The following is a 23,665-nucleotide window of genomic DNA, read 5'->3' as shown; positions in this document are numbered from 1 at the left end:
GTCAGGTGGTCGGCTCCGCGCGGCCGCGGGGGGTCTCGATCGCGAGGTACACGATCAATCCGACGACGAGGCCCGTGACTGCGTCTGAGAACGAGGGCACCGCGAAGTGGATGAACAGCGCCGCGGCGGCGCCGCCGCCCCACGCGATGAATGCGGTCGGTCGGAATGCTCGTTCAATACGGCCGGGCAGTCGTCTGGCCAGGATGATCTGGTCGGCAATCAGCACTGCACCCAGCGGAGGCACGATCACTCCGAGGAACGACAGCCAGTTCACGAAGTAGTTCCACGCGCCCAGGACTGCCGCGATCACGCCGATCACGCCGAGAATCACCGTGAGCACACGCATCTTCGAGCGCACGAGGTGCGACCAGCCGAGCGCACCGTTGTACAGGCAGTGCGTGCACACCGAGCCGAGGTTGACGACCACGAACACGACTACCAGGACGTCCAGCAGTGGGTTGCCTGGCCCGGTGAGGAGGGGCGTGAAGTCGCCGCCGGCGCTGGCCGCGCCGGCGATCGCCCCCGCCGCCACCAGAATGCCCCCGCTCAATTGCGCGATCAAGCTGGCGACCGGGAAGGCAGTCGCGGTGGCAATGACTGCCTGCCGCCCGTTCTTCGACCAGCGGGTGAAGTCCGCGGTCATCGTGCCGGAATCGGCGAACGTGGCCATGATCGCGGTCACCGCCACACCGAATGTCATAGCACCGCCGCCGACGCCGGTGAAGCCGGTGATCTGGCCGAAGTCGTGCGTCTGCGCGGCGATCGCGATCGCGACGATCACCGCGACGATGAACAGGGGTGCCGCGATCGCTCCGAGCCACGAGAGTGCTCGTATCCCGAGGAAGGTGACCGCGATGAACACGATGCCGGCAAGAGCCGCCACGACCATCTCATTCCAGCCGAATGCATGGTTCAGCGCGGAGCCGGTGGCTCCCGTGTTGAATGCGAACCACCCCACCACGACGGTCGCGAGAAACCCCGACGCGATCGCGTAGCCGACTGTGCCGAACGTCTCGGTGGCCTGCAGCGCGAAGCTCTTGCCGGTCTGACCGGCACGGTAGCTGAGCAGGCTCACATAGAAGAACATGATGATGTTGGCCACGACGATTGCGGTCACGCCCGGCCAGAAGCCGAGCATGGCGACCACCAGCCCGCCGGGTACGGCGTTGGTGAGGATCATCGGGAAGCCGAACCAGACGGCCGAGACCGTGAAGAGGGACTTGCGGTTGGATGCCGGGACCGGCGTGTGCTCAAACTCGGACTCGAGCTGAGGACCCGCAGCGGCGTCGCGTTCGGTGGTGGGCTGGGTCATGTCGATGTCGTTTCTCGAGTGAGACTCCCAGTCAGGCGATCGTCGCAGCCAGCGCGATCGTCGCCTTCTGGAAGGCCTCGACGGGTGGGTGGGTGATGCCGGCGCCGATCATGCCGATTCCGGGCTCCTTGTGCGCGATGGCAGTGTTGATCAGGGGCAGGATGCCGGTGTCCATCACCTTGCGGACGTCGATGCCGGTCGGCAAACCTTGGAAGCCGAGCGCCGGAATGGTGACGTTGGGGTTCTCCGCTGTGGTGATCTGACCCATCGTGCGGGTGTTGCCGACCGCCTCCGCGACGGTGCCGCCCACGAGCGCGACGATGGCGGGGGCGGCGGCCATGGCGAAGCCGCCGAAGCCGTACGTCTCGGTGATGGCGCTGTCGCCGATGTCGAGGCTGGAGTCCTCCGGTTTGTAGCCGGCGAACATCGGGCCAATGACCTGCTGCGCGGGGCCGGTGAACCACTGACCAGGAAGGCCGGCGACCCGAATTCCGAATTCGACTCCGTTGCGTGCCATGGCTGTCACGATCGTCGAGTCTTTGACGCCGTTCGCGGCGTCCAACGACGCTTTCGCGGTGGCCATCCAGGTCGGGCCGGAGAAGTAATCCGAGCTCGCGATGAAGTCAAACACCTCCTTTTTCTGCTCCACCGTGAAGCTCGTCTGCAGTAGCGCCGGAGCGAGCGCCTGGAACAGCAGAACGGTGCCGGCATTGTTGCGATTGTGCGCCTCGTCGCCCATATGGATGGCCTGGGCCAGCATGAGGCGCAGGTCGATCGGGCCGCCGATCTCCATCCCTTCCTTGAGCATCGGGCCCAGCACGTCGCGCATCCAGTTCAGGCGGTCGATCACGCTCTGGTCGTTCGCGCCCATCCGTAGGATCTTCGCCATCTGCTCCGACAGGTTCGTGTAGGCGATGTTGCCGTGGGTCTGGTTGCGGACGATGTGCATGTACATCGAGGCAGACGTGACGCCGGCCATCGACCCGACCGACTGATGCTCGTGGCACGGCGAGAATGTGATCTTTCCAGATGCCGCGACCTCGGCCGCCTCATCGATGTCCTTCGCGAGACCCTCGAACACGATCGCGCCGGTGACAGCACCGCGCATGGGTCCCGACATCCGTTCCCACGTGATCGGAGGGCCGGCGTGCAGGATCGTGGTGGGAGTCATCCCGGGCACGACATCCAGGGCGCGGCCGTAGCCGATCAGCATCGGCTGGGCGGTCAGGATCCGCTCGACAGCCTCGGCGTTGGCGGTGGCAATGCGCTCGGGCAGCTCCCCGGTGGCGAGAGTGTCGAGGGCCGAGATGACGGCCGGGTCGCCGCCGCCCGGCGGCATCCAGTCCACGTTCGTGACGGCGGTGCCCTGTGCGGCGATGTCCTCCTCGAACATCTGGAGGCCGACGTTGACGACGTCGAGCGGGCTAGCGAAGAGTTCAGTGGTGCGGGTGCTCATGCGGTGGCTTCCTTCCGGATGATGGCGCGGACGTATTCGCCTGTCTCGGTGCTGCTGCGCGTCACGGTGACGCCGGCGGCCTCGAGCGCGGCGACCTGGGCGGTAAGAGTCGGGGTGTCGAGGTCGGTGCCGAGCACGTAGCCGACGACCTCGAGGTGGCGGCCGGCCGTGCGTTCGCGCGCCTCAGCGATGGCGGGCAGGGTCACGCCTACGGGGTCCTCGTGCGCGCCGAAGCCGAGGACGAAGTCCATGACGATGACGGCCACGCTCGGGTCGGCAGCCTCCTGGAGCAGGCGCTCCAGCCGCAGGGACGGGTCGATCATCGGGTGCGGGCGGCCGTTCGTGAACTCGTCGTCGCCGAAGTCGATGAACGTGTGGCCGCGGCTCTCGTCGGCGGCGCGCAGCACGAAGGCCGGGTTCTTCTGGATGTTGCTGTAGACCTCCTCGCCGGTGCTGAGGAGCGCATACATCGACTCGTCACAGAGCGTGCCTCCGCAGAACAGTCCGCGGACGTTGCGTTGACCAGGCTGCAACTGCGTGCGGGCCGATGCGACCGCCGTGTTGTCCAGCGCGGGCACCGACGCGTCGGCGTCCACGACCAGGCGCACGGCCTGCAGGGCGGCGTCCTGGCTGCTCGCGGCGAAGTGTCCGCCAGCGGCAGACACGGCCTGCACGGATCCGCCGATGAAGTACACCACGACGGGCTTGCCGGCCACTGCGATCTCGGCGAGTACGCGCTCCTCCACCTCGGGAGCCGGGGGCTTGGAGACCAGCACGATCGCTTTCGTATCGTCGTCGGCGGCAAGGGCCCGGAGGCCGTCGATCATCATGACGCCGCCGACCTCGGCGGACAGATCGCGGCCACCGGTGCCGATCAATTGCGAGACCCCTCCGCCGAGCGCGTGGATGCGGACGCTCACTTCCTGCGAACCAGTGCCGCTGGCCGCCACGATGCCGATCGACCCGCGTCGTACGGCGTTCGCGAAGCACAGCCCCGTGCCGTTGATGATTGCGGTGCCGCAGTCCGGCCCCATCATGAGCAGGCCCTTCTCATGGGCCAGGGTCTTCAGGGCGATCTCGTCCTCCACGGCGACGTTGTCGCTGAACAGCAGCACGTGCAGGTCGTTCTCGAGCGCCTTGCGCGCCTCGCGCGCCGCATACGCGCCGTTCACCGCGATCACCGCGAGGTTCGCATCGGCGTCCGCCTCGACCGCCGCGCCCAGCGTGCGGTAGGTCACCGTTGTTTCGCCGTCGACCGGCGCCTTCCGCACGAGGAGCTCCTCGATCTGCGCGAGCGTCTCATCAGCGTCGAGCCCGTCCGCGGTCACTGCAACGATCATCAGGTCGCCGGTGGCCGCGCTCGACAGGGTAGGGGAGAGCAGATCGAGGTCGGCGAGCACCGCCTTGTTCATCTCGGTGGCCATCGCCACAAACGCTTGTTCGACGCCCTCGATGCCGTTCGCCTTGGTCGAGATCGACATGAGCGAGACGGAGTCGAAATAGGTGTTCTTCTTGATCACTGTGGTGACGGTCACATGAAACCTCTCAGTTCTCTTTCCAGCCGGAGTCCGGTGAGGATGCCGGACACGAGATCGGTCCCCGACGTATGGCCAATGCCGAGCACGCGCTCGGCGGCGGCGCGGAGCGCGTCCGGCCTGCTGTCTGCCGTGGGCGGGCTGCACAGCCGCTCCAGGAGATCGATCAGGCTCTGTCGCGCTCGGCCAGCCAGCGCCTCGCGCAGCATCGTGCGGCTGAGGTCGGTGGTGCGCTCAGGGTGACGGGCAAGGACGTCGGCGATCGCGCCGGGAAGGAGCGCGATGCGGCTGCCGGGCCGAGCGGCGACCAGGGCGAGCCCGGCCAGGACGTCGTCGCCTGCCGGAGTGAGTCCCGGGCCGAGCCCCAGCATTCTCTCGACGGTTGCGACCAGTGCGGTGCGGTCGCCGGCCGTCTCGGCGCGAACGATCGCGGCCCGGGCGACATCGAGCCGCTCGGCGACCGCGTCCGCGAACGGGTCGATTGGCGAGGGGCCGGACAACGCACCCCCGGCCGTTCCGCTAGAGACGACGAGCGCGTGCAGGGCACGGGTGCGTGCGTTCATCGTGGCGTCATCGGCGAGCGCTCGTGGCAGTCTGGCATGCCATTCCTGCGGAGCATCGAGGTCGATGATGCACCGCCCGCGGGCGGTCACTTCGGCTGCGGTCATCAGGCACGCGTCGCCGACGGCCAGGCCGAGTTCGGACCAGGTCGGGAGGTCGACGCGGACTGACCACGGAGCGTCGTCGAGTGTGCGTGTACATAATGAAATGAGGCGGTCATCGGTATCGATGAGGTTGATGACGCGAGAGAAGACCGAATGCACGTGTCCAAAGACCGGCCCGCCGCTCAGCAGACGTGCGAGGGCGTGGTCGATCGTCAGCGCGCGCGCCGCTGCGCGCGCCGTCGTACTTGCCATCACCTCTCCTATCCCGGCCAATGTGCCCTTATGGGTGAAGGTCTTGAGGGAATGGTATACCGTAAGTGTCTATTGCGGGACCCCCCGCCCGCAAATCCGATTCGAGGAGGACAGCATGCGAGTAGTGGTCGCGCTAGGCGGCAATGCCCTGGCCCGTCGTGGCGAGCCCATGACCGCCGACCGGCTGCGGGCGAACGTGCGCTCGACTTGCCAGGCGCTGGCGGGGCTCGCACGCGAGAACGAACTGGTCATCACGCACGGGAACGGGCCACAGGTCGGCCTGCTCGCGCTGCAGAATCTTGCGTATCAGGATGTCGCCGCGTACCCGCTGGATATTCTTGGTGCCGAGACCCAGGGGATGATCGGCTATGTCGTCCAGCAGGAGCTGTCGAACGCGCTCGCCGGAGAGCGCGAGGTCGCCGCCGTCATCACCACGACTGTGGTCGACGAGCATGATCCGGCGTTTGATCGGCCCACCAAGTTGATCGGCCCGACATACTCCGCCCAGGACGCCGCCGAGGCGGCCGCTGAATACCGGTGGACGATCGCCCGTGACGGACACGCGTTTCGTCGGGTCGTACCCTCCCCCGACCCGGTCCGCATCATGCAGGCGCCACTCATACGCCTGCTGCTGGAAAACAACCACCTCGTGGTCTGCGTGGGTGGGGGCGGAGTACCGGTGAAGACCGATGCGAAGGGCCGCCGGCAGACTGGGATGCAGGCTGTTGTCGACAAAGACCTCGCGAGCTCGGCACTGGCGGCCGAACTCGGAGCCGATACCCTCATTATGCTCACCGATGGTGACTTCGTCAGCGAGAACTGGGGCACTCCTGAACAGCGCGATATCCTGACTGCGTCGGCCAATGCGATCTCCGAGTTGAAGTTCGCCGAAGGGTCGATGCAGCCCAAGGTCGATGCTGCGATTCGCGTCGCCCGCGCTGGCGGCCGTGCTCTGATCGGTCCGCTCGACCGTCTCGATGACCTGCTGGCCCGCAAGGTCGGCACCGAGATCCGTCCCGACGTCGAGGGCGGCATCGTCTACGTCTGAGGGTTCCTACCGACCCGGGCGCGAGTCGTCGGCGGCGTGAGGGGCGCCTCGGAGTACTGGATCCTCATCACGCCACGTCGGGTCGTCGAGGTAGCGGATGTTGCCCATGTGCGCGAGGATCAGTTCGCTGACGCTCCGGACATCGCGCCGGGCGATGGCCTGGTAGAGCGCCTCATGCTCGGTGACCACATCCTGAAGTTTCTCATGCTGCACGAGTAGCCAGCGGATACGGCTGCGCAGCAGGGTGTCGATCTCGAAGAGCAGATCGTTGCCCGCGATCGAGGTAACGGTTTCGTGGAAATCGGCGGCGGCACGCCGCGCCGCGGCGTCATCGTCTTCCCGCGCCGCGGCGACTTCGCGCTCCAGTACTGCCCGCAGCCGGCCCAATCCTTCGCGACTGCGCCGGTCTGCTGCGAGTCGGAACGTCAGCACCTCGAGCGCGGAGCGCACTTCATTGAGGTCGGCAACATCGGCTGGTGTGAACTCGCGCACGATCGCCCAGGTGCGGGGGCGCAGCGTCACCAGACCCTCAGCGACCAGGGTCTTAAGCGCCTCGCGCACCGGGACCCGGCTCACACCGAGTTCGGCGGCCAGGTCGCGCTCGACCAGTTTGCTGCCGGGCACCCGCACGCGGTCCACGATGTCATCACGGATCTGCCGCGTCACCCGGGCGGTCTCGGACTCGGTGGTCTCTGCGGCAGGCACGCCCTCCATTCTGTCATCGGTGGCGTTGGGTGACGCCCTGTGAGCGACGCGACCGGCCGAGTCCGCGCGCACTCGGAGGGGGCCGAAGCGAGGAGATCTGGCCCGATGAGGACCGGATGTGCCCCGGGCGTCCTCATTCCGGCAGGCAACGCTGTCCGGCCTGAGTCTCCGGTGCTCGCTGGGGCGCCGTGGGCCACCTGCTCGTCCGCTCGATGTCGCACCTGCGCGGCAGAATGAAGTAATGTCGCCGGATCGCCTGCGCGCCCTACGTCTGCGCTCGCATCGGCTGTCGGCGCCGGCGGTGACGGTGACGGGTGCTGCGGCTCACATGCTGGCCGTGCAAGCCCAGGAGTTCTCTCGTACACTGACCGTTCACGCGCATGCCCACCCGGCGTGGCCGCTGTCATCGGGCCGGGCAAGAACGGCATGGTGCGGCCGATCCTGCTTGCGCACGGCATCGTCGTCGGCGTCTGGTCGCACTCTGGGGCCGTCGGCCGACACGCCGACGATCCGGTGCCCGAGGTGCTCACGGCCGGTGCCGCAACGGAAGCGGAGGTGGCTGCCGCCCTCGCGCGCTACGCCCGGTTCATCGCCTGCTGACGCGCGGGCACGCGGGTCCCCTACAGCTCCAGGGCGTTCAGGCCGCTTCATCGCACGGGAACGCTCGAAGGCATATCCAGCGCCGACATTCCATGCACGGACTCGCGCGACGTGACGCAGGCGGTCATGCCGACCTGCGCTGCGACCGGATCAGGTGCACCGTCAGCGCGACGATCGACGGCATCATGCGGGCCGGCGGCGCGACCCGCCCGAGAGCCTCGCCGGCCGGCACGCACTCGATCGTCATCACCGCGGTGGATGCCGCGGGCGACGCGTCGACAGGCGTGGGCGGCCGACCTGTCGGTCGGGACCGTCCCGCCCGCGGCGGGGGACGCACAGAGTTCGGAGGATGGCCCCAACCTCGGACGGTTCGGTGGGAATTCATCCGAGGTACGTCACATCTCCGAAGCCTGGGAGCCTACCCATGCCCGAGCGCGCGCAGCAGGGCTGCCCCGGCTATTCCGCCGCGTGCTTGTCCAAGAACGCGTACACCTCGGCGTCATCCACCCCGGGGAAGGCCCCGCGGGGCAGGGGCGCGAACATCTGCATGTGCACCCGCGCACTCGGCCACGCCTTGTCCTGCCAGCGCGCCGTCAGGTCCGGGTCCGGCCGGTGGCAACAGGCCTCGTCCGGGCACGTCGACACCCCGCGTTTGTGCGTCTCCCGCCCGCGGAACCACTTCGCATCGTCGAAGGGCACACCCACCGTGATCGAGAACTCGTCGTCAGCCGTCGAGCCGGTCTGCGTCGCGCACCAGAACGTGCCCGCCGGGGTATCGGTGTACTGGTAGTGCTCGGTGGTGCGGTTGCGCTCGGCGAACGCCGACCGCGCCGAGAAGTTGCGGCACACCAGCTGCCCCTCCACCGCGCCGGTCACATCCATCGGCAGCGGCAGGTCGTCGTTCTCGTACACCCGTGAGATCGTGCCCGCCCCGTCCACCCGCAGGAAGTGCAGCGACATGCCCAGGTGCTCGGTGACCAGGTTGGTCATCCGCATCCCGGCTGCCTCATGCGTGACGCCGAACGCGTCGCGGAAGTCCTCGACCGCGAGGTTGCGGTCCTTCTTGGCCTGCTGCAGGAACGCCAGCGATGCCGTCTCGGGCATCAAGCAGCAGGCGGCGTAGTAGTTGATCTCGAGGCGCTGCTCCAGGAAGTGCGCGTAATCGGTCGGCGGCTGGTGCCCCAGCAGCCGGTGGGCCATTGCCTGCAGCGCCATCGAGCGCAGGCCGTGGCCGCCGGGGATGGATGCCGGCGGCAGATAGATGCGGCCGTTCTCCAGGTCGGTCACCGACCGGGCCGAGTGCGGCAGGTCGCTCACATAGATCAGCTCGAAGCCGAGCTGATCGGCCATGATGCTGACCGTGCGATGCGTGAGCGCACCCGCGACGTGCCCGGCCGCCTTCAGCTGCTTCTCGGCGAGGTGCTCGATATCGGGCAGGTAGTTGTTCTGTGCGCGCATCCGCAGCCGCAGCTCGGTGTTGGCCCGGCGCGCCTCCTCGGGGGTGGCGATGGCCTCGCGCTCGCGGCGCTGCAGTTCGCGGTGCAGCCCCAGGATCGACTCCAGCGTCTGGTCGCCGATCCCCTTGGTGACCTTCACCGGAGGGATGCCGAGCCGCCGGAACAGCGTGCCGGCCTGCGCCCGCTCCAACTCGATCTCCAGCGCCGCACGCCGGTTCGGCGGCTCGGCCGACAGCAGGTCCGTGACATCGGTGCCGGTGACCCGCGCGATCTCCTGCAGCAGCGACAGCTTCGGCTCGCGCTTGCCGTTCTCGATCAGGCTCAGATGGCTGCCGGCGACGCCGACCTGCGCGCCCAGCTCGTCAAGGGTCAGCGAGTGGGCGAGGCGATGATGCCGAATGCGATGCCCGAGGGTCGTGAGTTCGATGGCGGAGACCATTCCTTGATGATAGCGAAAGAATCGATGTTCTTTGCACTGAAATCTCGCGAAAGAGTGCTAATCCCTTGAAATAGTTGGAGAAACAGGCGTGATCCGAACCAGGACACGCGATCTGATGGGAGCAGCCATGGCCCTTGCTGAATCGTTCATCCGTACCGCATCCACCGGCATCCGCCCGCTGCGCGACGTGCGCGACTTCGGCCGCCAGCCCGATTATGACGGGCCGGGTATGGCCGCTCTGATCGCGTGGGTCGACGAGATCGCGGCATTGACCGAGCCCGACCGCATCCACTGGATCGACGGCTCGCGCGCCGAGAACGACGCATTGCTGCGCGAGATGGTCGACGAGGGCAAGCTCATCAAGCTGAACCCGGAGTGGCGGCCCGGCTCCTACCTGGCCCGTTCCAACCCGAAGGACGTCGCCCGGACCGAGGCGCGCACCTTCATCTGCTCGGCGCGCGAAGAGGACGCCGGCCCCACGAACAACTGGGCTGATCCGGACCAGATGCACGCCACCCTGAACGGCGTGTTCGCCGGCTCGATGCGCGGCCGCACGATGTACGTGATCCCGTTCTCGATGGGCGCCGTGGGTGGCCCGCTTTCGCACATCGGCGTGCAGGTCACCGATAGTGCCTACGCGGTGGCATCCGTGAGCATCATGACCCGCGTCGGCGACTCCGTCACGCAGCTGATCGCCGAAGGGGCGCCGTGGGTCAAGACCGTGCACTCGGTCGGCGCGCCGTTGGCTCCGGGCGAGCAGGATGTCGTCTGGCCGTGCAGCGACGAGAAGTACATCGCGCACTTCCCCGACACGCTCGAGGTGTACTCCTACGGGTCGGGCTACGGCGGCAACGCCATCCTCGCCAAGAAGTGCTTCGCGCTGCGGATCGCGTCGGTCATCGGCCGGAATGAGGGATGGCTCGCCGAGCACATGCTGCTGATCCGCGTGATCGACCCGCGGGGCAAGGCCTACCACGTCGCGGCGGCGTTCCCGTCGGCGTGCGGCAAGACGAACCTGGCCATGCTGCGCCCCACGATCCCCGGGTGGCGGGTCGAGACGATCGGGGACGACATCGCTTGGCTGCGTCCGGGCGAGGACGGCCGGCTGTGGGCCATCAACCCCGAGGCCGGTTTCTTCGGCGTCGCGCCGGGCACCGGCGAGTCGACCAACGTCACCGCGGTCGAGACGCTGTGGGGGAACACGATCTTCACCAACGTCGCGCTGCGCCCGGACGGCGACGTCTGGTGGGAGGGACTGACCGACCAGGCGCCGGCCGAGCTGATCGACTGGCAGGGCAACCCGTGGACGCCGGCATCCGGCCGCCCCGCCGCCCACCCGAACTCGCGCTTCACGGTCAGCGCCGCGCAGTGCCCGCAGATCGCCGGTGACTGGGAAGAGGCCGTTCCGCTGGATGTCATCCTGTTCGGCGGCCGCCGCGCCACGAACGTGCCGCTCGTGGTCGAAGCCACCGACTGGACGCACGGCGTGTTCCTCGGCTCGAACATCTCGTCCGAGCGGACCGCCGCCGCTGAGGGCACCGTCGGCGAGCTGCGTCGCGACCCGTTCGCGATGCTGCCGTTCTGCGGCTACAACATGGCCGACTACTTCGGGCACTGGCTGGACGTCGGGCAGAAGCTGCGCTTCGACAAGGCGCCGCGCATCTTCCAGGTCAACTGGTTCCGCAAGGGCACCGACGGGCGCTTCCTGTGGCCCGGCTTCGGCGACAACTCGCGCGTGATCGACTGGATCATCCGCCGCGTGGACGGCACCGTGCCCGCCGTGGACAGCCCGATCGGCCGCCTGCCGCGCCCCACCGACCTGAACCTCGAGGGCCTGAGCGTGTCCGACGACGACCTGCGCGAGCTGTTCGCCGTCGACCCGGCGACCTGGCAGCAGGAGGCCGACCTGACGGCGGAGTACTACGCGACCTTCGGCGGCAAGATCCCGGCGGCACTGCAGGCCGAGCTGTCGGCGTTGCGCTACCGCCTGAAGAAGGCCGCCCAGGCCTGATCCGGCAGCGCTCGGCTGCACCAGCGGCGCCTCGCTACACCAGCAGCGCCTCGCTACACCAGCAGCTGGTGCTTGGCAAGGTCGCGGTACAGCGGAGTGGATGCCACCAGCTCGGAGTGCGTGCCCTGCCCGATCACCCGCCCGTGATCGAGCACCACGATGTGGTCGGAATCGACCACCGTCGACAGGCGGTGGGCGATCACGATCAGCGTGCGGCCCTGCGCGACGGCGTCGATGGCCTCCCGCATCCGCTGCTCGTTGACGCCGTCCAGCGATGAGGTCGACTCGTCCAGCAGCAGGATCGGATGAGCGGCCAGCAGCGTCCGTGCGATCGCGAGGCGCTGCCGCTCGCCGCCGGAGAGCATGACCCCCGACTCGCCGACCGGTGCATCCACTCCGAGCGGGCTGCGCTCGAGCACCTCGGTGAGGTTGACCGCGTGCAGCACGCGCACGCAGTCCTCATCGGATGCCTCGGGACTGGCCAGGCGCAGATTGTCGGCGATCGAACCGGCCAGGGTCGGGGCATCCTGCTCGACGTAGCCGAGCTGCTCGCGCAGCGCGCCGCGCTCCAGCATCCGCACGTCCTGCCCGTGCAGCAGGATCGCGCCGGAGGTGGGGTCGTAGAACCGCTCGATCAGCGCGAGCGCGGTCGACTTGCCGGCGCCCGAGGGGCCCACCAGCGCCACGCGCGCCCCCGCCGGCACCTTGAACGACACGCCGCGCAGGACCTCGGCGTCGGCGTCGGCGCGCGGCCGGGCGCCGTCCCCGACGCCCTCGGGCGCGGTCGGGTCCGCCGACTCTGCGGGGTCTGATGCGGCCGGCAGCGAGACGCCGGAGGTGTCCACCCGCGCGGACTCCAGCAGCGCGAGGGCTTCGGACTCGGCCGTGCGGCGTGCCCGCACGACCGCAGTCGGGTACCGGAAGTGCACGTCGCGGAACGCGATCGCCGCAGGGGATGCCGCAGCCGCGGACCGCTCCGCGGCTCCTTCTGCACCCCGCTCCGCGGCCCCTTCTGCACCCCGCTCCTCGGCCCCTTCTGCACCCCGCTCCTCGCTCCGCTCCGCGGCTCGCTCTCTGCCCTGCTCCTCGCTCCGCTCCGCGGCTCGCTCTCTGCCCTGCTCCTCGCTCCGCTCCGCGCCCCACCCCTCGGCCCGGCCGAGGGGATCTGCCGAAGCGAGGACCGAAACCGCGGCATCCGTCCTCGCCTCAGCGAATCTCCTCGGCTCGGCCGAGGGTGCCGCCGAGGGGGCCGCAGGGCATGCCGCCGAGGGTGCCGCCGAAGGTGCCGCCGAGGGTGCCAACTGCGCCGCGATCGCGGCGTCGTCTTGCGTCTCGGTGGGCAGCTCGAGCACTTCCTGGATGCGCCCGAGCGCGCCGAGGGCCTGGTTGACCGAGGTGATCGCGCCGAAGAACGTGCCCAGCGGCTGGATCAGCATGAACAGGAACATCACGAACGTCACGAGCGAGGCGATCGTGATGGCGCCGGCCGCGACGCGGAACCCGCCGACGCCGAGCACGACCAGCAGCGACACCTGCAGTGCGATGCCCGCGACCGGCACCACCAGTGCCGATGCCTTCGCGATCCGCACGCCGACGTCGAAGGTCCGCGCCGCGATGTCGGTGATCGACGCCTGCTCGCGCGCGGCGGCGCCGGATGCCCGGATGGTGCGGATCGATCCGATGGCGCGCTCCACGCCCGATGAGAGATGGCCGACCATCTCCTGCTGCACGCGCGTCTCGCGCCGGATGCGGCCGGCCAGGGCCCCCACCACCGCCACGGAGGCGCCGATGACGACCAGGATCAGCACCAGCAGCAGCGGGTCGATGATGGCCATCGCGATGATCGCGCCGGCGAACAGCAGCGCATTGCCGACGGCGTCGGCCAGCCCCTGCGTGAGCACCGCGTACAGCAGCGTCGTGTCGGTGCCCACGCGCGAGACGAGGTCGCCGGTGCGCCGCGAGTCGAACTCGCTGATCGGCAGGTGCAGGATGCGGGCGATCAGCCGCCGTCGGCTGGAATACACCACGGCCGTGCCGGTGCGCTGGAGCAGATAATGCTGGAACCCCGAGATGAGCGACGCCACCACCACGAGCACGACCAGTACCAGAACCAGGGTGCCCAGAGGCCGGTCGGACTGCACTCGGGTGATCACCTGGCCGACGATCAGCGGCTGGGCCAGGCTCGCGATCGCGCCGAAGATGCTGAGGATGATCACGACGGTGATCACCGGTTTGTGCTCGAAGATGTAGGGCAGCAGCTGGCCCAGGCGTGCCCGCGGACCCTCGGGTCGGCGGAATCTGCGGCGGGGACGTGCGGCCTGTGACATAGCGGTACCTCGGTCAGCGAAAGGGGGCTTGTCTACGACCGTACTTCTTCTGCGCGTCTCCACGCGCACGAGGGCCCGCGGCGATGCGCCGCGGGCCCTCGTGGGGGAGTGCTCAGTGCGGCATCGCCGCCAATGCTTCGGGGTCGATCGTGGCGATCGCGCGGGTGTCCTGGAAGTCACGGACTCCTTCGATGCCCTGCTCGCGGCCGAATCCGGAGCTCTTCATGCCGCCGAACGGGGCGCGCAGGTCCAGGCGCGGCGCGCCGTGGTCGTTGACCCAGACGTAGCCGCAGACCAGCTGGGATCCGACGCGCTGCGCCGATTCGGGCGAGGCGGTCCAGACCGACCCGCACAGCCCGCCCCAGGTGTCGTTGGCCTCCCGGACGGCTTCCTCTTCGGTGTCGAACGGGATGATCGGGATCACCGGGCCGAACTGCTCCTGGGTGACCACCCGCAGGTTCAGCGCCGGGTCGATCACGATCGCCGGGCGGATGAAGTTGCCGCCGGCCAGATCGCCTCCGGGCAGCTCCGCGAATTCGCGCACGTCGGCACCGGCATCCTTGGCCTCCTGGATCATGTCGGCCACGAATGCCTTCTGCGCGCCGGAGTTCAGCGGGCCCATCGTGGTGCCCTCATCCAGTCCGTAGCCGAGCACGACCTTCTCCAGCCGGGCGGTCAGCCCGGCCACGAGCTCGTCCATCCGGGACCGGTGCACGAACACCCGCTTGGCATTCATGCAGATCTGTCCGGTCGTGTCGTAGATCGAGGCGAACAGCCGGTCCAGGTGCTCGTCGTCCAGGATCGCGTCGTCCAGCAGCACCGCCGCGTCGTTGCCGCCCAGCTCCAGGGTCACCCGGGTGAGGGTCTTGGATGCCATCTCCATCATCCGCTTGCCGCCGGGCACCGACCCGGTGAAGGAGATCTTCGCCACGTCGGGGTTCTGGATCAGGCCGGACATGTTCTCGTCCTTGCCGCTGATCACATTCAACACGCCGGCGGGCAGCTTCTCGGCCACCCGCTGCACGACCCGGGCGATCGCCAGCGGGGTTGTCGGCGGGACCTTCACGATCACGCTGTTGCCGGCCAGCAGCGCGTTTGGCAGGGACGCGCCCAGGATCGCGATCGGCCAGTTGAACGGCACGATCAGGGTGACCACGCCCAGGGACTGGTATGCGATCTCGGTCGAGACCGGGATGGCCCCCGGAACCACCGGCAGCGTCTGCGTGGTGTCGACCTGGTCGGCAACCCCCAGGGTCAGGTTCCACCGGATCTCGAAGACGAGGGCATCCACCCACGCCTCGAACCGGATCTTGCCGTTCTCCTGCGAGAGGATCGCGGCATCGGCGTCGCGATCATCGCCGATCCCGGCGATCGCGGTGGCCATCGCCGCCGCCCGGTCGGTCGCACTCAGCGCCGACCAGGCCGGATACGCGGCCTTGGCCGCGGCGACCGCATCGGCCACGTCCTGCGCGGACGCCGAGGCCGCCTCGCCCACGATCACGCCAGGCTTGCCCGGATCGGCGACCTTGAGCACCTCGTCGGTGAACCGCTCCTGGCCACCGATGTACAACCCGGTGCGCACCCCCTGCATCGTGGTGCCGACCGCTTCTGCTGTTTCAGACATCCCCATCACCCTTCGTGTGCCGTGCCTGTTCGCGCACTCAGGTGTGCGCGATGATTCCGCGCTGATGCCGCGTGCGCGGGGCCGCCCACGCCGCATTCTCGGGAAGCTGGTGACTCCATCGTCCCGCACTGTGCGGCGGTATTCAAGACTCGCGACAAAATCATCACGAATATCGTTGACAACTTTCAGTCCGCGTTATCCTCGGAACACGGACTGGGCGCGAGAACGCCCTCCGCAGCGGCACGGTTCCTAGGAGGCACGGCGGCCATGACGACGATCGAACAGGGCGCGGACGTGTCCGCGGACCTCACCCATCAACTGCGTGAAGCGATCCAGGATGCCGAGTTCGCGCCGCACCAGCGCCTCATCGAGGCCGACCTCAGCGAGCGCTTCGGCGCATCGCGTGCCTCGGTGCGCACGGCACTGCTGAACCTCGCCAACGAGGGGCTGATCGAACGGCTGCCCAACCGGGGTGCGCGGGTGCGCGCCATCACGGTGGCCGAGGCGGTCGAGATCGTCGAGGTGCGCATGGAGCTGGAATCGCTGGTCGCACGCAAGACCGCGCAGTCGCTGACCGCGGAGGATGCGGCGGTGCTGCGGGAGCTGCGCGGCGGCATCCTGGACGCGATGCACGAGGGCAGCCTGATCCAGTACTCGCGGTTGAACCAGCAGCTGGACCGGGTCATCTGGGATGCCAGCGGGCACGCGACCGCGATCGGACTTCTCGAGCGACTGCGCGCGCAGTCCGCCCGGCATCAGTTCCGGTTGAGCTTCCTGCCGGGGCGCGCGACGCTGTCGGCACCCGAGCACGTCGCCATCATCGACGCGATCCTGGCGCGCGACCCGGAGGCCGCCGACCATGCGACCCGGGTGCACCTGGCGGGGATCATCGCGGTGCTGCGCAGCCAGGAATGAGACGAACGGCCCGGCGGATCCGCCGGGCCGTTCGCCGCTGTGAGGTGGGACAGCTATCGGGTCATCCGAAAGAGCTGACCGTGTCGTAGCCCTTGCCGTTGTACTTCTGCACGACCACGCTCGACACTGCCGGCTGACCGTCGACGGTGGTGTCCACCGCGGTGTCGGGCAGCATCAGCGGCGCTTGGAAGTCCGAGATCGTCCGCAGTTCCTTCATGAACTCATCCCGGGTGGGCGTGGTCATCTTCTGGAACACCTGGTCGAGCACGGCACCGCTCATGTAGCTCCAGATGCAGTGCGGGAACGCCGGCACATCCGGGTAGTTCGCGTACGTCTTCAGATTCGACAGGAATGCCTTCATGTCGGCGTCATCGGCGAACGCGGGGCTGGATGCCGATGCCGAGAATGCGACCGAGTACACGCCGGGGAAGGCCGAGGCTTTTCCGGGTGTCAGGATCGCGCCCGGGCTCGACGTGTTCGAGGGCAGGAACCAGCTGGGCTTCCAGTTCAGCTGCTGCGCCTTCTGCAGTGCCGAGATCACCAGCGGGGTGATCGACATCGCATTGAAGAAGACGTCTGCCTTGGTGGCCGCCATCTCGGTGAGCTGGCCGTCCACCGAGGTGTCGGTGGCCTCGTAGGTGAGCTCCTTGACGATCGTGATGTTCGATGCGCCCTCGATGCCCTTCTTGAACCCCTCGACGTAGCCCTTGCCGTAGTCGTCGTTCTGCGACAGCACGGCGACCTTGTGGTCGCTGCCGGAGGCGGCCAGCAGCTTGCCGAACGCCTCGCCCTCGTTTAGGTAGGTCGGCACGAAGCCGAGCTGCCAGGGGCTCTGCGACTGATCGCTGAAGATCGGGTCACCGGTCTCGACGAGCACCTGCGGCACCTTGTCGGCGGTCGCCGCTTCGCGCCAGGCGCGGTTGGTCGGCGTGCCCAGGCCCATGCCCATCAGGAACACACTGTCCTTGAGCTGGTCGTAGTTCGCCTTCGCCTTCTGCGGGTCGTAGCCGTCGTCGAGGGCCTTGATCTCGATCTTGCGGGTCTTGCCGTCGCCGAACTTCACGCCGCCGTCAGCGTTCTTCGCGCCGAAGTACGCCGTGACGCCGGCGACCGTGCAGGTGCCGGGACCGGCGGTCGCGCCGCTCAGCGGCGTCGTGATGCCGATCGTCAGCGTCGTGTCGGTCACGCCGGGACTGGTCGGGGCGGCGCTGCCGCCGCCACCGCCGTTGTCGGTGCCGCCACGGGCGCACCCGGCGAGTGCGAGCGCGACGGCTGCCACGGCGACGATGCCGACGGCATTCCTTGCTGTCCTTCGCATGTTCATGCCTGACCTTGCCTCTCTGTTGGGGTTCCCTCCGCCGCTGCGGCCAATTCGGGGGCCTGGGGCGGAGTGGCTTGGGGACTGGGTGCGGACCCACCGCGCGTGCGGCGCGTGAACCGGGAGAGCACACGCGGCAGCGACACGAGGCCGCCGGGCAGCAGGAACAGCACCGCGAGCAGGATCGCACCCTGCAGCACCGCGGTCAGGTTCGGGTCGACGATGTTGGCCAGCTGAGGGATCAGCACGTAATACGCCCCGCCCAGCAGCGAACCGAAGATGCTCGCCGCGCCGCCGATGACCATGGCCGCCAGCAGGTTGATCGAGTGGATGAAGCTCATCGTCTCGGGGGAGGTGTACTGGATCACGAACATGTACATGAACCCGGCGACACCTCCGATGAGGGATGCCACGGTGAAGGAGAGCACCTTGTACCGATAGGGCGAGATGCCCATCGACGAGGCCACCGCCTCGTTGCCCTTGACGATCGCGAACGCGCGCCCGTACTTGCCGCGCACCAGGTTGCGGGTGAGCAGGAAAACCACTGCCGTGAGCAGGATGACGATGTACAGCTGCCACTGGTCGTCGTACAGACCGCTCCAGGCCGGGGCATCCGAGAACCGCGAGGACAGCCCCTGCGAGCCGCCGGTGATCTCTTCCAGCCGCTTGGCCAGCGGCACGCCGACGATCGGCAGGGCGATGGTCACCATGGCGATCGCGAGTCCGCCCAGCCGGGCGGCGGCCAGAGCCACCAGCAGGCCGATGACCCCCGGGATCACGCACGCGGCGATGAACACGAGCGCGATGTTCCACTCGTGCTGCACGCCGTAGGCGGTGACGTAGGCGCCGACCCCGACGAAGAAGATCTGACCCAGTGAGACCTGGCCGGTGTAGCCCATCACGACGTTCAGGCCGAGCACCCCCACCGCGAACACGCCGATGCGGGCGACGGTCAGGTTGGCGAACTCGGGCAGGATCAGCGGGGCGATGGCCAGGACGACGACCACGATCAGTGCGGCGACCCAGCGCACCCAGGGGCGCCGCAGCAGGGGCGTGTGCACAGCAGAGGTGATGGACATCAGACGCGCACCACGACTTTCCGGCCGAACAGACCTTGAGGCCGCACGATCAGCACGACGAAGATGAGGATGAACGGCACCGCGACCTTCAGGTCATAGCCGATGAAGGGGAGGTAGGCGGCGGCGAGGTTCTCCAGCACGCCGATCAGCCAGGCGGCCACCACGACGCCGATCGGGCTGGTCAGGCCGCCGAGGATCACCGCGGCCAGCGCGTAGACCAGGGCGGTGTCCATCATCCCCGGGGTCAGGCTCAGCTGCGGCGCCACCAGGGCCCCGGCCACGGCGCCGAGTACGGCCGCCATGCCCCAGCCCACCATCAGCAGGCGCCCCACCGGCAAACCCGAGAACGAGGCGGATTGCGGGTTGATCGCCACCGCGCGCAGCGCCAGACCGAGCTTCGTGCCGACGAACATCGCCTGCAGCAGCAGCATCATCGCCACGATCACGACGATCGTGCCGATCGAGCGCACGCTGATCGAGGCGCCCAGCACCTGCACGGTGTCCAGCGAGAACAGCGAGGCGAACTGCCGGTTGTTGTATGTCCACAGCCAGCCGCAGACGCCGGTGATCAGGGTCAGCAGACCGATCGTGACCACCACCGCGGTGTCGGGGTCGCCGCGCTCGAACCGACGCATCAGATACCGCTCGATGAGCGCGCCCATCACGAACGAGACCAGCACCGCCAGCAGGATCGCCAGGATCAGCGGCAGGCCGAGCGTCGTGAACCACCACGCGACATACGCCGACAGCACGGCCATGCCGCCCTGCGCGAAGTTGATCAGGCCGGTGGCCTGGCTCACCAGCACGATCGCCAGCGCCAGTGCGCCGTAGATCGACCCGGTCGACAGGCCGTCGACCACGAGTTGGATGAAGGTCCCCATCGGTCAGCCTCCCAGGTATGCGCGGCGGATCTCGTCCATGCCCCGCAGCTCGGCGGTGCTGCCGGTCAGCGCATTGCGTCCGGTCTCCAGCACGGTGGCCGACTCGACGAGGGTGAAGGCGAGGTTGGCGTTCTGCTCGACCACGAGCATCGCGATGCCCGATTCTCGGCGCAGCCGCCCGATGGCCTCATAGACGTTCTTGGCGGTGCTCGGTGCCAGGCCCAGGGACGCCTCGTCCAGCAGCATCAGCCGGGGCCGGGCCATGATCGCCCGGCCGATGGCCAGCATCTGCTGCTCGCCGCCGGACAGCGCCGACCCGTTCGAGCGAATGCGGCTCTGCAGCTGCGGGAACAGGTCGAGGCAGTAGTCGATGTCGGTGGCGATGGCCTTGCGGTCCCGGCGCAGGTACGCACCCACGCGCAGGTTCTCGCGCACCGTCAGATCGCCGAGCGTGCCGCGGCCCTCCGGCACGTGCGCGATGCCCAGCGCCGCCACCTTGTCCGGCCGCATCCCGCGGATGTCGGTGCCGTCGAAGACGATCCGCCCCTCGGCGCGCACCGTGCCGCTGATCGATCGCAGCGTCGTGGTCTTGCCGGCCCCGTTCGCACCGAGGATGCCGACGGCACCGCTTTCGGGAACGGTCAGCGACACGCCTTCGAGCACTTGGACGGGGCCGTAGAAGGCGGTGACGTCTTCGAGCTCAAGCAGCGGCATCCGCGGCGTCCTTCCCGATGTAGGCCTCGATGACCCGCGGGTCGGCCTGCGCCTGGGCGGCGGTGCCCTCCATCAGCTTGCGACCGTGGTCGAGCACGACGACGTGGTCGGTCAGCGCCCCGATCAGCCCCATGTTGTGCTCCACGATCACGATCGTGATGTCCTCTTCATCACGCAGCCGGCGCACGGTGGCGATGAGCTGCTCCACCTCGCCGTGCGGCAGCCCGGCGGCCGGCTCGTCCAGCAGCAGCAGCTGCGGCCTGGACAGCAGGGCGCGGCACAGCTCGATGCCCTTGTGCAGCCCGTGCGAGAGCTCGTCGGCGCGGACGTCGGCGGCCCAGCCGAGGCCGTTGCGCTCCAGCAGGTCGCGTGCCTCGGTGCGCATCGCGCGTTCGGAACGGCTCGTGCGCGGCAGCCGCAGCGACCAGCCCACCGGTCCGCCGGGCAGGCGGGTGTGGGCGCCGAGCAGCACGTTCTCGAGCACCGTCTCGTGCAGCTGCAGTGCGGGGTGCTGGAAGGTGCGGGCGAGGCCGTGCTGGGCCAGCAGTGAGGGCCGCATGCCGCGCACCTCGGCGCCGTTGATCGTGATCGATCCGCTGCTGGGTCGGTAGTGGCCGCTGATGCAGTTGAACAGCGACGTCTTGCCTGCCCCGTTGGGGCCGACCAACCCGAAGATCTGGCTGGGCTCGACATCGAAGCTGACGCCCTCCAGCACCTGCACACCGCCGAAGTGCAGGTTGATGCCATCCAGGGTCAATCGAGCGGCCATTGCCTGCCTTTCCGAGTCGGGTGCCTCGTCGCAACAACACGGGATGAGATCCCTGTGCAAGGGACGCTACGGATTCGCGCTGGGATTGTCAACGATTTTGGTTCGAGCCTACTCAGTCTTTACCCATTCGTTGCGAACGCGCACCACGCCCTATCGAAGTGTTGCGGACAGGGGCGGTCATCGGGGTGAGTGATTCTGCTGAACGGAAACTCCTCGAGGAAGAGCAGTACCCGTGCCTACGCTTCCGGTGACCCCGAAAGGAAGCTCGAAGATGACATCCGAATCTCTCGCACAGGCCATCGCCCGCGTCGGCAACCCCGTTGAGGTGCTGCGCAATCAGGACTGGCCGGCGTTCACCTTCCCCGTCGCACCCGAGTTCACGAACTGGCGCGACGAGCAGCGCGCCTGGAACTCCACGGTTGCGCTGATGGACCAGTCCCATCACATGACCCAGCTGTTCCTGCACGGCGCCGATCTGATCCCGATGCTGTCGACGATCTCGCCGAACACCTTCGCGACCTTCCGCCCGGGCGTGGCGAAGCAGCTGATCTCCGTCAACAAAGACGGCTACCTGATCGGCGACGGCATCCTCTTCTACAACTCCGAGGGCCCCGAGGGTCTCGTGCTGATCGGGCACCACCTGCTGATCGACTGGGTGCGCTTCAATGCCGAGAAGGCCGAGGCGGCGGGCAAGGACGTGCACCACCGGCTCGAGGCCAACTCGAACATGCGCCAGGGTCCGCCCACGTTCTACCGCTACGAGCTGCAGGGCCCGCGCGCCGACGAGGTGATGGAGAAGGTGTTCGGCGGTCCAGTGCCCGAGATCAAGTTCTTCCACATCGGCGAGGTCACCATCGCCGGCCGGCAGGTCAAAGCGCTGCGCCATGGCATGGCCGGCCAGCCCGGGTTCGAGTTCTACGGCCCGTGGGAGGACAACGAGGTCGTGCTGAACGCGCTGATGGAGGCCGGCGCCGAGCACGACATCCGGCGCGTGGGCGCCAAGGCGTACTCGTCGTCGCCGCTGGAGTCGGGCTGGGTGCCCACCCCGTTCCCGGCGATCTTCGACGACGACTTCGCCGAGTACCGCGAGTGGCTGCCCGCGGCCCGGGCCGGATCGATCGGCGGATCGCTGTATTCCACCGACATCCACGACTATTACATGACCCCGTTCGACATCGGGCTGGGCAAGTCGGTGCGCTTCGACCACGACTTCCACGGTCGCGAGGCGCTGGAGAAGATCGCCGCGAACCAGACCCACCGCAAGGTGACCCTGCTGTGGAATGCGGAGGATGTCGCCGCCGTGGTCCGCTCGCAGGTCGAGCCCGGAGTGCCGGCGAAGTTCCTGGAGTTCCCGAAGGCGCGCTATGGGCTGTTCCAGATGGACCAGGTGCTCTCTGGCGGTGCACAGGTGGGCATCTCGACCGACCCCGGCTATGTCGCCTTCGACCAGCTCTACATGTCGCTGGCAACCCTCGACCTGGACGTCGAGAACGGCACCGAGGTCGAGATCGTCTGGGGCGAGGACCCCATTTCGCACAAGCCCCAGGTCGATGCCAACCACCGCCAGGTGCGCATCCGCGCCACCGTCGCGCCGGCGCCGTACCACGAGTACGCGCGGACGGTGTATCGCGCCAACTCCTGACCGGACGCGTAGCCTGGCGGCGGGAGGTCGTGATGGCGCGCGGATCGGACGGCGAGTCGGTGCTGCACAAGCACCTGCGGGTGCTCGAGGCATTCGACGCGATGCATCCCTTCCGCACCCTCACCGAGATCTCGACCGCCGCCGGGCTCGCCCCGTCCACGGCGCACCGCCTGATCGCCGAGCTCGAGCGCGAGGGGCTGCTGGAGCGGCTGCCGGACCGCACCTATCGGCTCGGCGTGCGGCTGTGGGAGTTCGCCTCGCGCACGCCGGGGGCGCTGGGCCTGCGTGAGCTGGCCAGGCCCTGGATGGAGGCCGTGCACGCCCGCGTCCGGCAGCACACCCAGCTGGGTGTGCTCGCCGGGCGCGACGTGCTGTTCATCGAGCGGATGTCCACCCGCGAGGCCGTCGTGAACGCGACGCTGATCGGCGGGCGCACGCCGCTGCCGGTCTCCTCGAGCGGGCTCGTGCTGCTCGCGCACGCCGGCGCCGCGCTCGTCGACGACGTCGTCGCGGCCGGCTGGCCCCGGTACACGGCTCACACGATCGTGGAGGGCGCGACGCTGCGCGGCCGGCTGCGGCGCGTGCGCAGCGACGGGTTCGCCGATCTGCGCGGGCACATCCACGAACAGTCCCGGGGCATCGCCGTCCCGGTGATGGGCCCGCATGGCGTCGTGTACGCCGCGCTGGGCGTGGTCGTACCCAATGACGGGCGGGCGGCGCAGGGGATCATCGAGCTGCTCACCGTGGCCGCCGCCGGGGTGACCCGCGCGCTGGAGGAGGCGTATCTGCCCGACGGCGCGCCGACCCGCTCGCGCCGCGGCGCCCATCCGCTGGTGAGCAGTTCACTGGCCTCGCTCGACTACTTCGCCGGTCTCGGCGAGGAGCGCACCGCCGCCGCCGGGTGAGGCGGCGACGG

20 protein-coding genes are annotated in these 23,665 nt (G+C 68.5%); 6 read left to right on the top strand and 14 right to left on the bottom strand.

Annotated features, from left to right (window positions below):
- Nucleotide 1: 1 nt before the first annotated feature.
- From ABD705_RS11015 to ABD705_RS11000, 4 genes are read right to left on the bottom strand one after another with little or no spacing between them, the layout of a single operon-like run.
- Entirely contained in the window at nucleotides 2-1,312 is a 1,311-nt protein-coding gene (locus ABD705_RS11015) for a purine-cytosine permease family protein (protein WP_344783494.1), read from the bottom strand.
- Between the two features lie 31 nt (nucleotides 1,313-1,343).
- Nucleotides 1,344-2,768, bottom strand: a complete 1,425-nt coding sequence (locus tag ABD705_RS11010) for a YlbE family protein (RefSeq protein WP_344783492.1) — start codon at nucleotides 2,766-2,768, stop codon at nucleotides 1,344-1,346.
- Nucleotides 2,765-4,303, bottom strand: a complete 1,539-nt coding sequence (gene fdrA, locus ABD705_RS11005; protein WP_344783490.1) for an acyl-CoA synthetase FdrA — start codon at nucleotides 4,301-4,303, stop codon at nucleotides 2,765-2,767. The genes ABD705_RS11010 and fdrA overlap by 4 nt, the downstream gene beginning before the upstream one ends.
- The gene (locus ABD705_RS11000; protein WP_344783488.1) at nucleotides 4,300-4,971 is read right to left on the bottom strand and encodes an oxamate carbamoyltransferase subunit AllH family protein; all 672 of its coding nucleotides are present in this window, start codon (nucleotides 4,969-4,971) and stop codon (nucleotides 4,300-4,302) included. Before ABD705_RS11000 ends, fdrA begins: the two co-directional genes overlap by 4 nt.
- 364 nt (nucleotides 4,972-5,335) lie before the next feature.
- On the opposite strand from ABD705_RS11000, the gene ABD705_RS10995 reads away from it, so the two are divergent.
- A complete protein-coding gene (locus ABD705_RS10995) occupies nucleotides 5,336-6,268 on the top strand; it encodes a carbamate kinase (protein ID WP_344783486.1) in 933 nt (310 codons plus the stop codon).
- 6 nt (nucleotides 6,269-6,274) lie between these two features.
- Here the strand turns inward: ABD705_RS10995 and ABD705_RS10990 are convergent, their stop codons facing one another.
- Nucleotides 6,275-6,982 carry a GntR family transcriptional regulator gene (locus ABD705_RS10990; RefSeq protein WP_344783484.1) on the bottom strand — a complete coding sequence of 236 codons (708 nt, stop codon included), beginning with the start codon at nucleotides 6,980-6,982 and terminating at the stop codon, nucleotides 6,275-6,277.
- A gap of 384 nt (nucleotides 6,983-7,366) precedes the next feature.
- Between ABD705_RS10990 and ABD705_RS10985 the strand changes: the two genes are divergently transcribed.
- Nucleotides 7,367-7,573, top strand: coding sequence for a hypothetical protein (locus tag ABD705_RS10985; RefSeq protein ID WP_344783482.1), 207 nt, complete (start codon nucleotides 7,367-7,369; stop codon nucleotides 7,571-7,573).
- Between the two features lie 124 nt (nucleotides 7,574-7,697).
- On the opposite strand, the gene ABD705_RS10980 is transcribed toward ABD705_RS10985, so the two are convergent.
- Both ABD705_RS10980 and ABD705_RS10975 read right to left on the bottom strand, forming a co-directional pair.
- Complete coding sequence (locus tag ABD705_RS10980; RefSeq protein ID WP_344783480.1) at nucleotides 7,698-7,820, bottom strand: hypothetical protein; 123 nt, start codon at nucleotides 7,818-7,820, stop codon at nucleotides 7,698-7,700.
- A 209-nt stretch (nucleotides 7,821-8,029) separates the two neighbouring features.
- Nucleotides 8,030-9,469, bottom strand: a complete 1,440-nt coding sequence (locus ABD705_RS10975; RefSeq protein ID WP_344783478.1) for a helix-turn-helix domain-containing protein — start codon at nucleotides 9,467-9,469, stop codon at nucleotides 8,030-8,032.
- A gap of 127 nt (nucleotides 9,470-9,596) precedes the next feature.
- Between ABD705_RS10975 and ABD705_RS10970 the strand changes: the two genes are divergently transcribed.
- Nucleotides 9,597-11,480 (top strand): phosphoenolpyruvate carboxykinase (GTP), encoded by a 1,884-nt coding sequence (locus tag ABD705_RS10970; RefSeq protein ID WP_344783476.1) that lies wholly within the window; start codon nucleotides 9,597-9,599, stop codon nucleotides 11,478-11,480.
- Nucleotides 11,481-11,533: 53 nt separating this feature from the next.
- On the opposite strand, the gene ABD705_RS10965 is transcribed toward ABD705_RS10970, so the two are convergent.
- Together ABD705_RS10965 and ABD705_RS10960 are read right to left on the bottom strand one after the other, a co-directional pair.
- Nucleotides 11,534-13,807, bottom strand: a complete 2,274-nt coding sequence (locus ABD705_RS10965; RefSeq protein WP_344783474.1) for an ABC transporter ATP-binding protein — start codon at nucleotides 13,805-13,807, stop codon at nucleotides 11,534-11,536.
- Between the two features lie 112 nt (nucleotides 13,808-13,919).
- Nucleotides 13,920-15,431 (bottom strand): aldehyde dehydrogenase family protein, encoded by a 1,512-nt coding sequence (locus ABD705_RS10960; RefSeq protein WP_344783472.1) that lies wholly within the window; start codon nucleotides 15,429-15,431, stop codon nucleotides 13,920-13,922.
- A gap of 267 nt (nucleotides 15,432-15,698) precedes the next feature.
- On the opposite strand from ABD705_RS10960, the gene ABD705_RS10955 reads away from it, so the two are divergent.
- Entirely contained in the window at nucleotides 15,699-16,346 is a 648-nt protein-coding gene (locus tag ABD705_RS10955) for a GntR family transcriptional regulator (protein WP_344783470.1), read from the top strand.
- A 61-nt stretch (nucleotides 16,347-16,407) separates the two neighbouring features.
- Here ABD705_RS10955 and ABD705_RS10950 read toward each other — a convergent pair whose 3' ends face one another.
- From ABD705_RS10950 to ABD705_RS10930, 5 genes are read right to left on the bottom strand one after another with little or no spacing between them, the layout of a single operon-like run.
- Nucleotides 16,408-17,664, bottom strand: coding sequence for an ABC transporter substrate-binding protein (locus ABD705_RS10950; protein WP_344783469.1), 1,257 nt, complete (start codon nucleotides 17,662-17,664; stop codon nucleotides 16,408-16,410).
- A gap of 2 nt (nucleotides 17,665-17,666) precedes the next feature.
- Nucleotides 17,667-18,743 (bottom strand): branched-chain amino acid ABC transporter permease, encoded by a 1,077-nt coding sequence (locus tag ABD705_RS10945; RefSeq protein ID WP_344783467.1) that lies wholly within the window; start codon nucleotides 18,741-18,743, stop codon nucleotides 17,667-17,669.
- Nucleotides 18,743-19,624 (bottom strand): branched-chain amino acid ABC transporter permease, encoded by an 882-nt coding sequence (locus ABD705_RS10940; protein ID WP_344783465.1) that lies wholly within the window; start codon nucleotides 19,622-19,624, stop codon nucleotides 18,743-18,745. Before ABD705_RS10940 ends, ABD705_RS10945 begins: the two co-directional genes overlap by 1 nt.
- Before the next feature lie 3 nt (nucleotides 19,625-19,627).
- Nucleotides 19,628-20,338 carry an ABC transporter ATP-binding protein gene (locus ABD705_RS10935; RefSeq protein ID WP_344783463.1) on the bottom strand — a complete coding sequence of 237 codons (711 nt, stop codon included), beginning with the start codon at nucleotides 20,336-20,338 and terminating at the stop codon, nucleotides 19,628-19,630.
- The gene (locus ABD705_RS10930; protein ID WP_344783461.1) at nucleotides 20,325-21,107 is read right to left on the bottom strand and encodes an ABC transporter ATP-binding protein; all 783 of its coding nucleotides are present in this window, start codon (nucleotides 21,105-21,107) and stop codon (nucleotides 20,325-20,327) included. The genes ABD705_RS10935 and ABD705_RS10930 overlap by 14 nt, the downstream gene beginning before the upstream one ends.
- Before the next feature lie 271 nt (nucleotides 21,108-21,378).
- Here ABD705_RS10930 and ABD705_RS10925 point away from each other — a divergent pair, with 271 nt between their 5' ends.
- Nucleotides 21,379-22,749 carry an aminomethyl transferase family protein gene (locus ABD705_RS10925; RefSeq protein WP_344783459.1) on the top strand — a complete coding sequence of 457 codons (1,371 nt, stop codon included), beginning with the start codon at nucleotides 21,379-21,381 and terminating at the stop codon, nucleotides 22,747-22,749.
- A gap of 32 nt (nucleotides 22,750-22,781) precedes the next feature.
- Entirely contained in the window at nucleotides 22,782-23,654 is an 873-nt protein-coding gene (locus tag ABD705_RS10920; RefSeq protein WP_344783457.1) for an IclR family transcriptional regulator, read from the top strand.
- Nucleotides 23,655-23,665: the final 11 nt, after the last annotated feature.

Source organism: Microbacterium kribbense, assembly GCF_039537285.1.
GTDB classification, from domain to species: domain Bacteria; phylum Actinomycetota; class Actinomycetes; order Actinomycetales; family Microbacteriaceae; genus Microbacterium; species Microbacterium kribbense.
The sequence above is the reverse complement of the archived record's forward strand: the minus strand, read 5'-3'. Positions and strand labels throughout refer to the sequence as shown.

Bases quoted from the DNA above. Each gene is read 5' to 3' on its own strand.
- ABD705_RS10945 (WP_344783467.1), bottom strand. From the start codon at position 18,743: ATGTCCATCACCTCTGCTGTGCACACGCCCCTGCTGCGGCGCCCCTGG.
- ABD705_RS10950 (WP_344783469.1), bottom strand. From the start codon at position 17,664: ATGCGAAGGACAGCAAGGAATGCCGTCGGCATCGTCGCCGTGGCAGCC.
- ABD705_RS10920 (WP_344783457.1), top strand. From the start codon at position 22,782: ATGGCGCGCGGATCGGACGGCGAGTCGGTGCTGCACAAGCACCTGCGG.
- ABD705_RS10925 (WP_344783459.1), top strand. From the start codon at position 21,379: ATGACATCCGAATCTCTCGCACAGGCCATCGCCCGCGTCGGCAACCCC.
- ABD705_RS10940 (WP_344783465.1), bottom strand. From the start codon at position 19,624: ATGGGGACCTTCATCCAACTCGTGGTCGACGGCCTGTCGACCGGGTCG.
- ABD705_RS10930 (WP_344783461.1), bottom strand. From the start codon at position 21,107: ATGGCCGCTCGATTGACCCTGGATGGCATCAACCTGCACTTCGGCGGT.
- ABD705_RS11010 (WP_344783492.1), bottom strand. From the start codon at position 2,768: ATGAGCACCCGCACCACTGAACTCTTCGCTAGCCCGCTCGACGTCGTC.
- ABD705_RS11015 (WP_344783494.1), bottom strand. From the start codon at position 1,312: ATGACCCAGCCCACCACCGAACGCGACGCCGCTGCGGGTCCTCAGCTC.
- ABD705_RS10990 (WP_344783484.1), bottom strand. From the start codon at position 6,982: ATGGAGGGCGTGCCTGCCGCAGAGACCACCGAGTCCGAGACCGCCCGG.
- ABD705_RS10970 (WP_344783476.1), top strand. From the start codon at position 9,597: ATGGCCCTTGCTGAATCGTTCATCCGTACCGCATCCACCGGCATCCGC.
- ABD705_RS10960 (WP_344783472.1), bottom strand. From the start codon at position 15,431: ATGTCTGAAACAGCAGAAGCGGTCGGCACCACGATGCAGGGGGTGCGC.
- ABD705_RS10955 (WP_344783470.1), top strand. From the start codon at position 15,699: ATGACGACGATCGAACAGGGCGCGGACGTGTCCGCGGACCTCACCCAT.
- ABD705_RS10965 (WP_344783474.1), bottom strand. From the start codon at position 13,807: ATGTCACAGGCCGCACGTCCCCGCCGCAGATTCCGCCGACCCGAGGGT.
- ABD705_RS10975 (WP_344783478.1), bottom strand. From the start codon at position 9,469: ATGGTCTCCGCCATCGAACTCACGACCCTCGGGCATCGCATTCGGCAT.
- ABD705_RS10995 (WP_344783486.1), top strand. From the start codon at position 5,336: ATGCGAGTAGTGGTCGCGCTAGGCGGCAATGCCCTGGCCCGTCGTGGC.
- ABD705_RS11000 (WP_344783488.1), bottom strand. From the start codon at position 4,971: ATGACCGCAGCCGAAGTGACCGCCCGCGGGCGGTGCATCATCGACCTC.
- ABD705_RS10980 (WP_344783480.1), bottom strand. From the start codon at position 7,820: ATGACGATCGAGTGCGTGCCGGCCGGCGAGGCTCTCGGGCGGGTCGCG.
- ABD705_RS10935 (WP_344783463.1), bottom strand. From the start codon at position 20,338: ATGCCGCTGCTTGAGCTCGAAGACGTCACCGCCTTCTACGGCCCCGTC.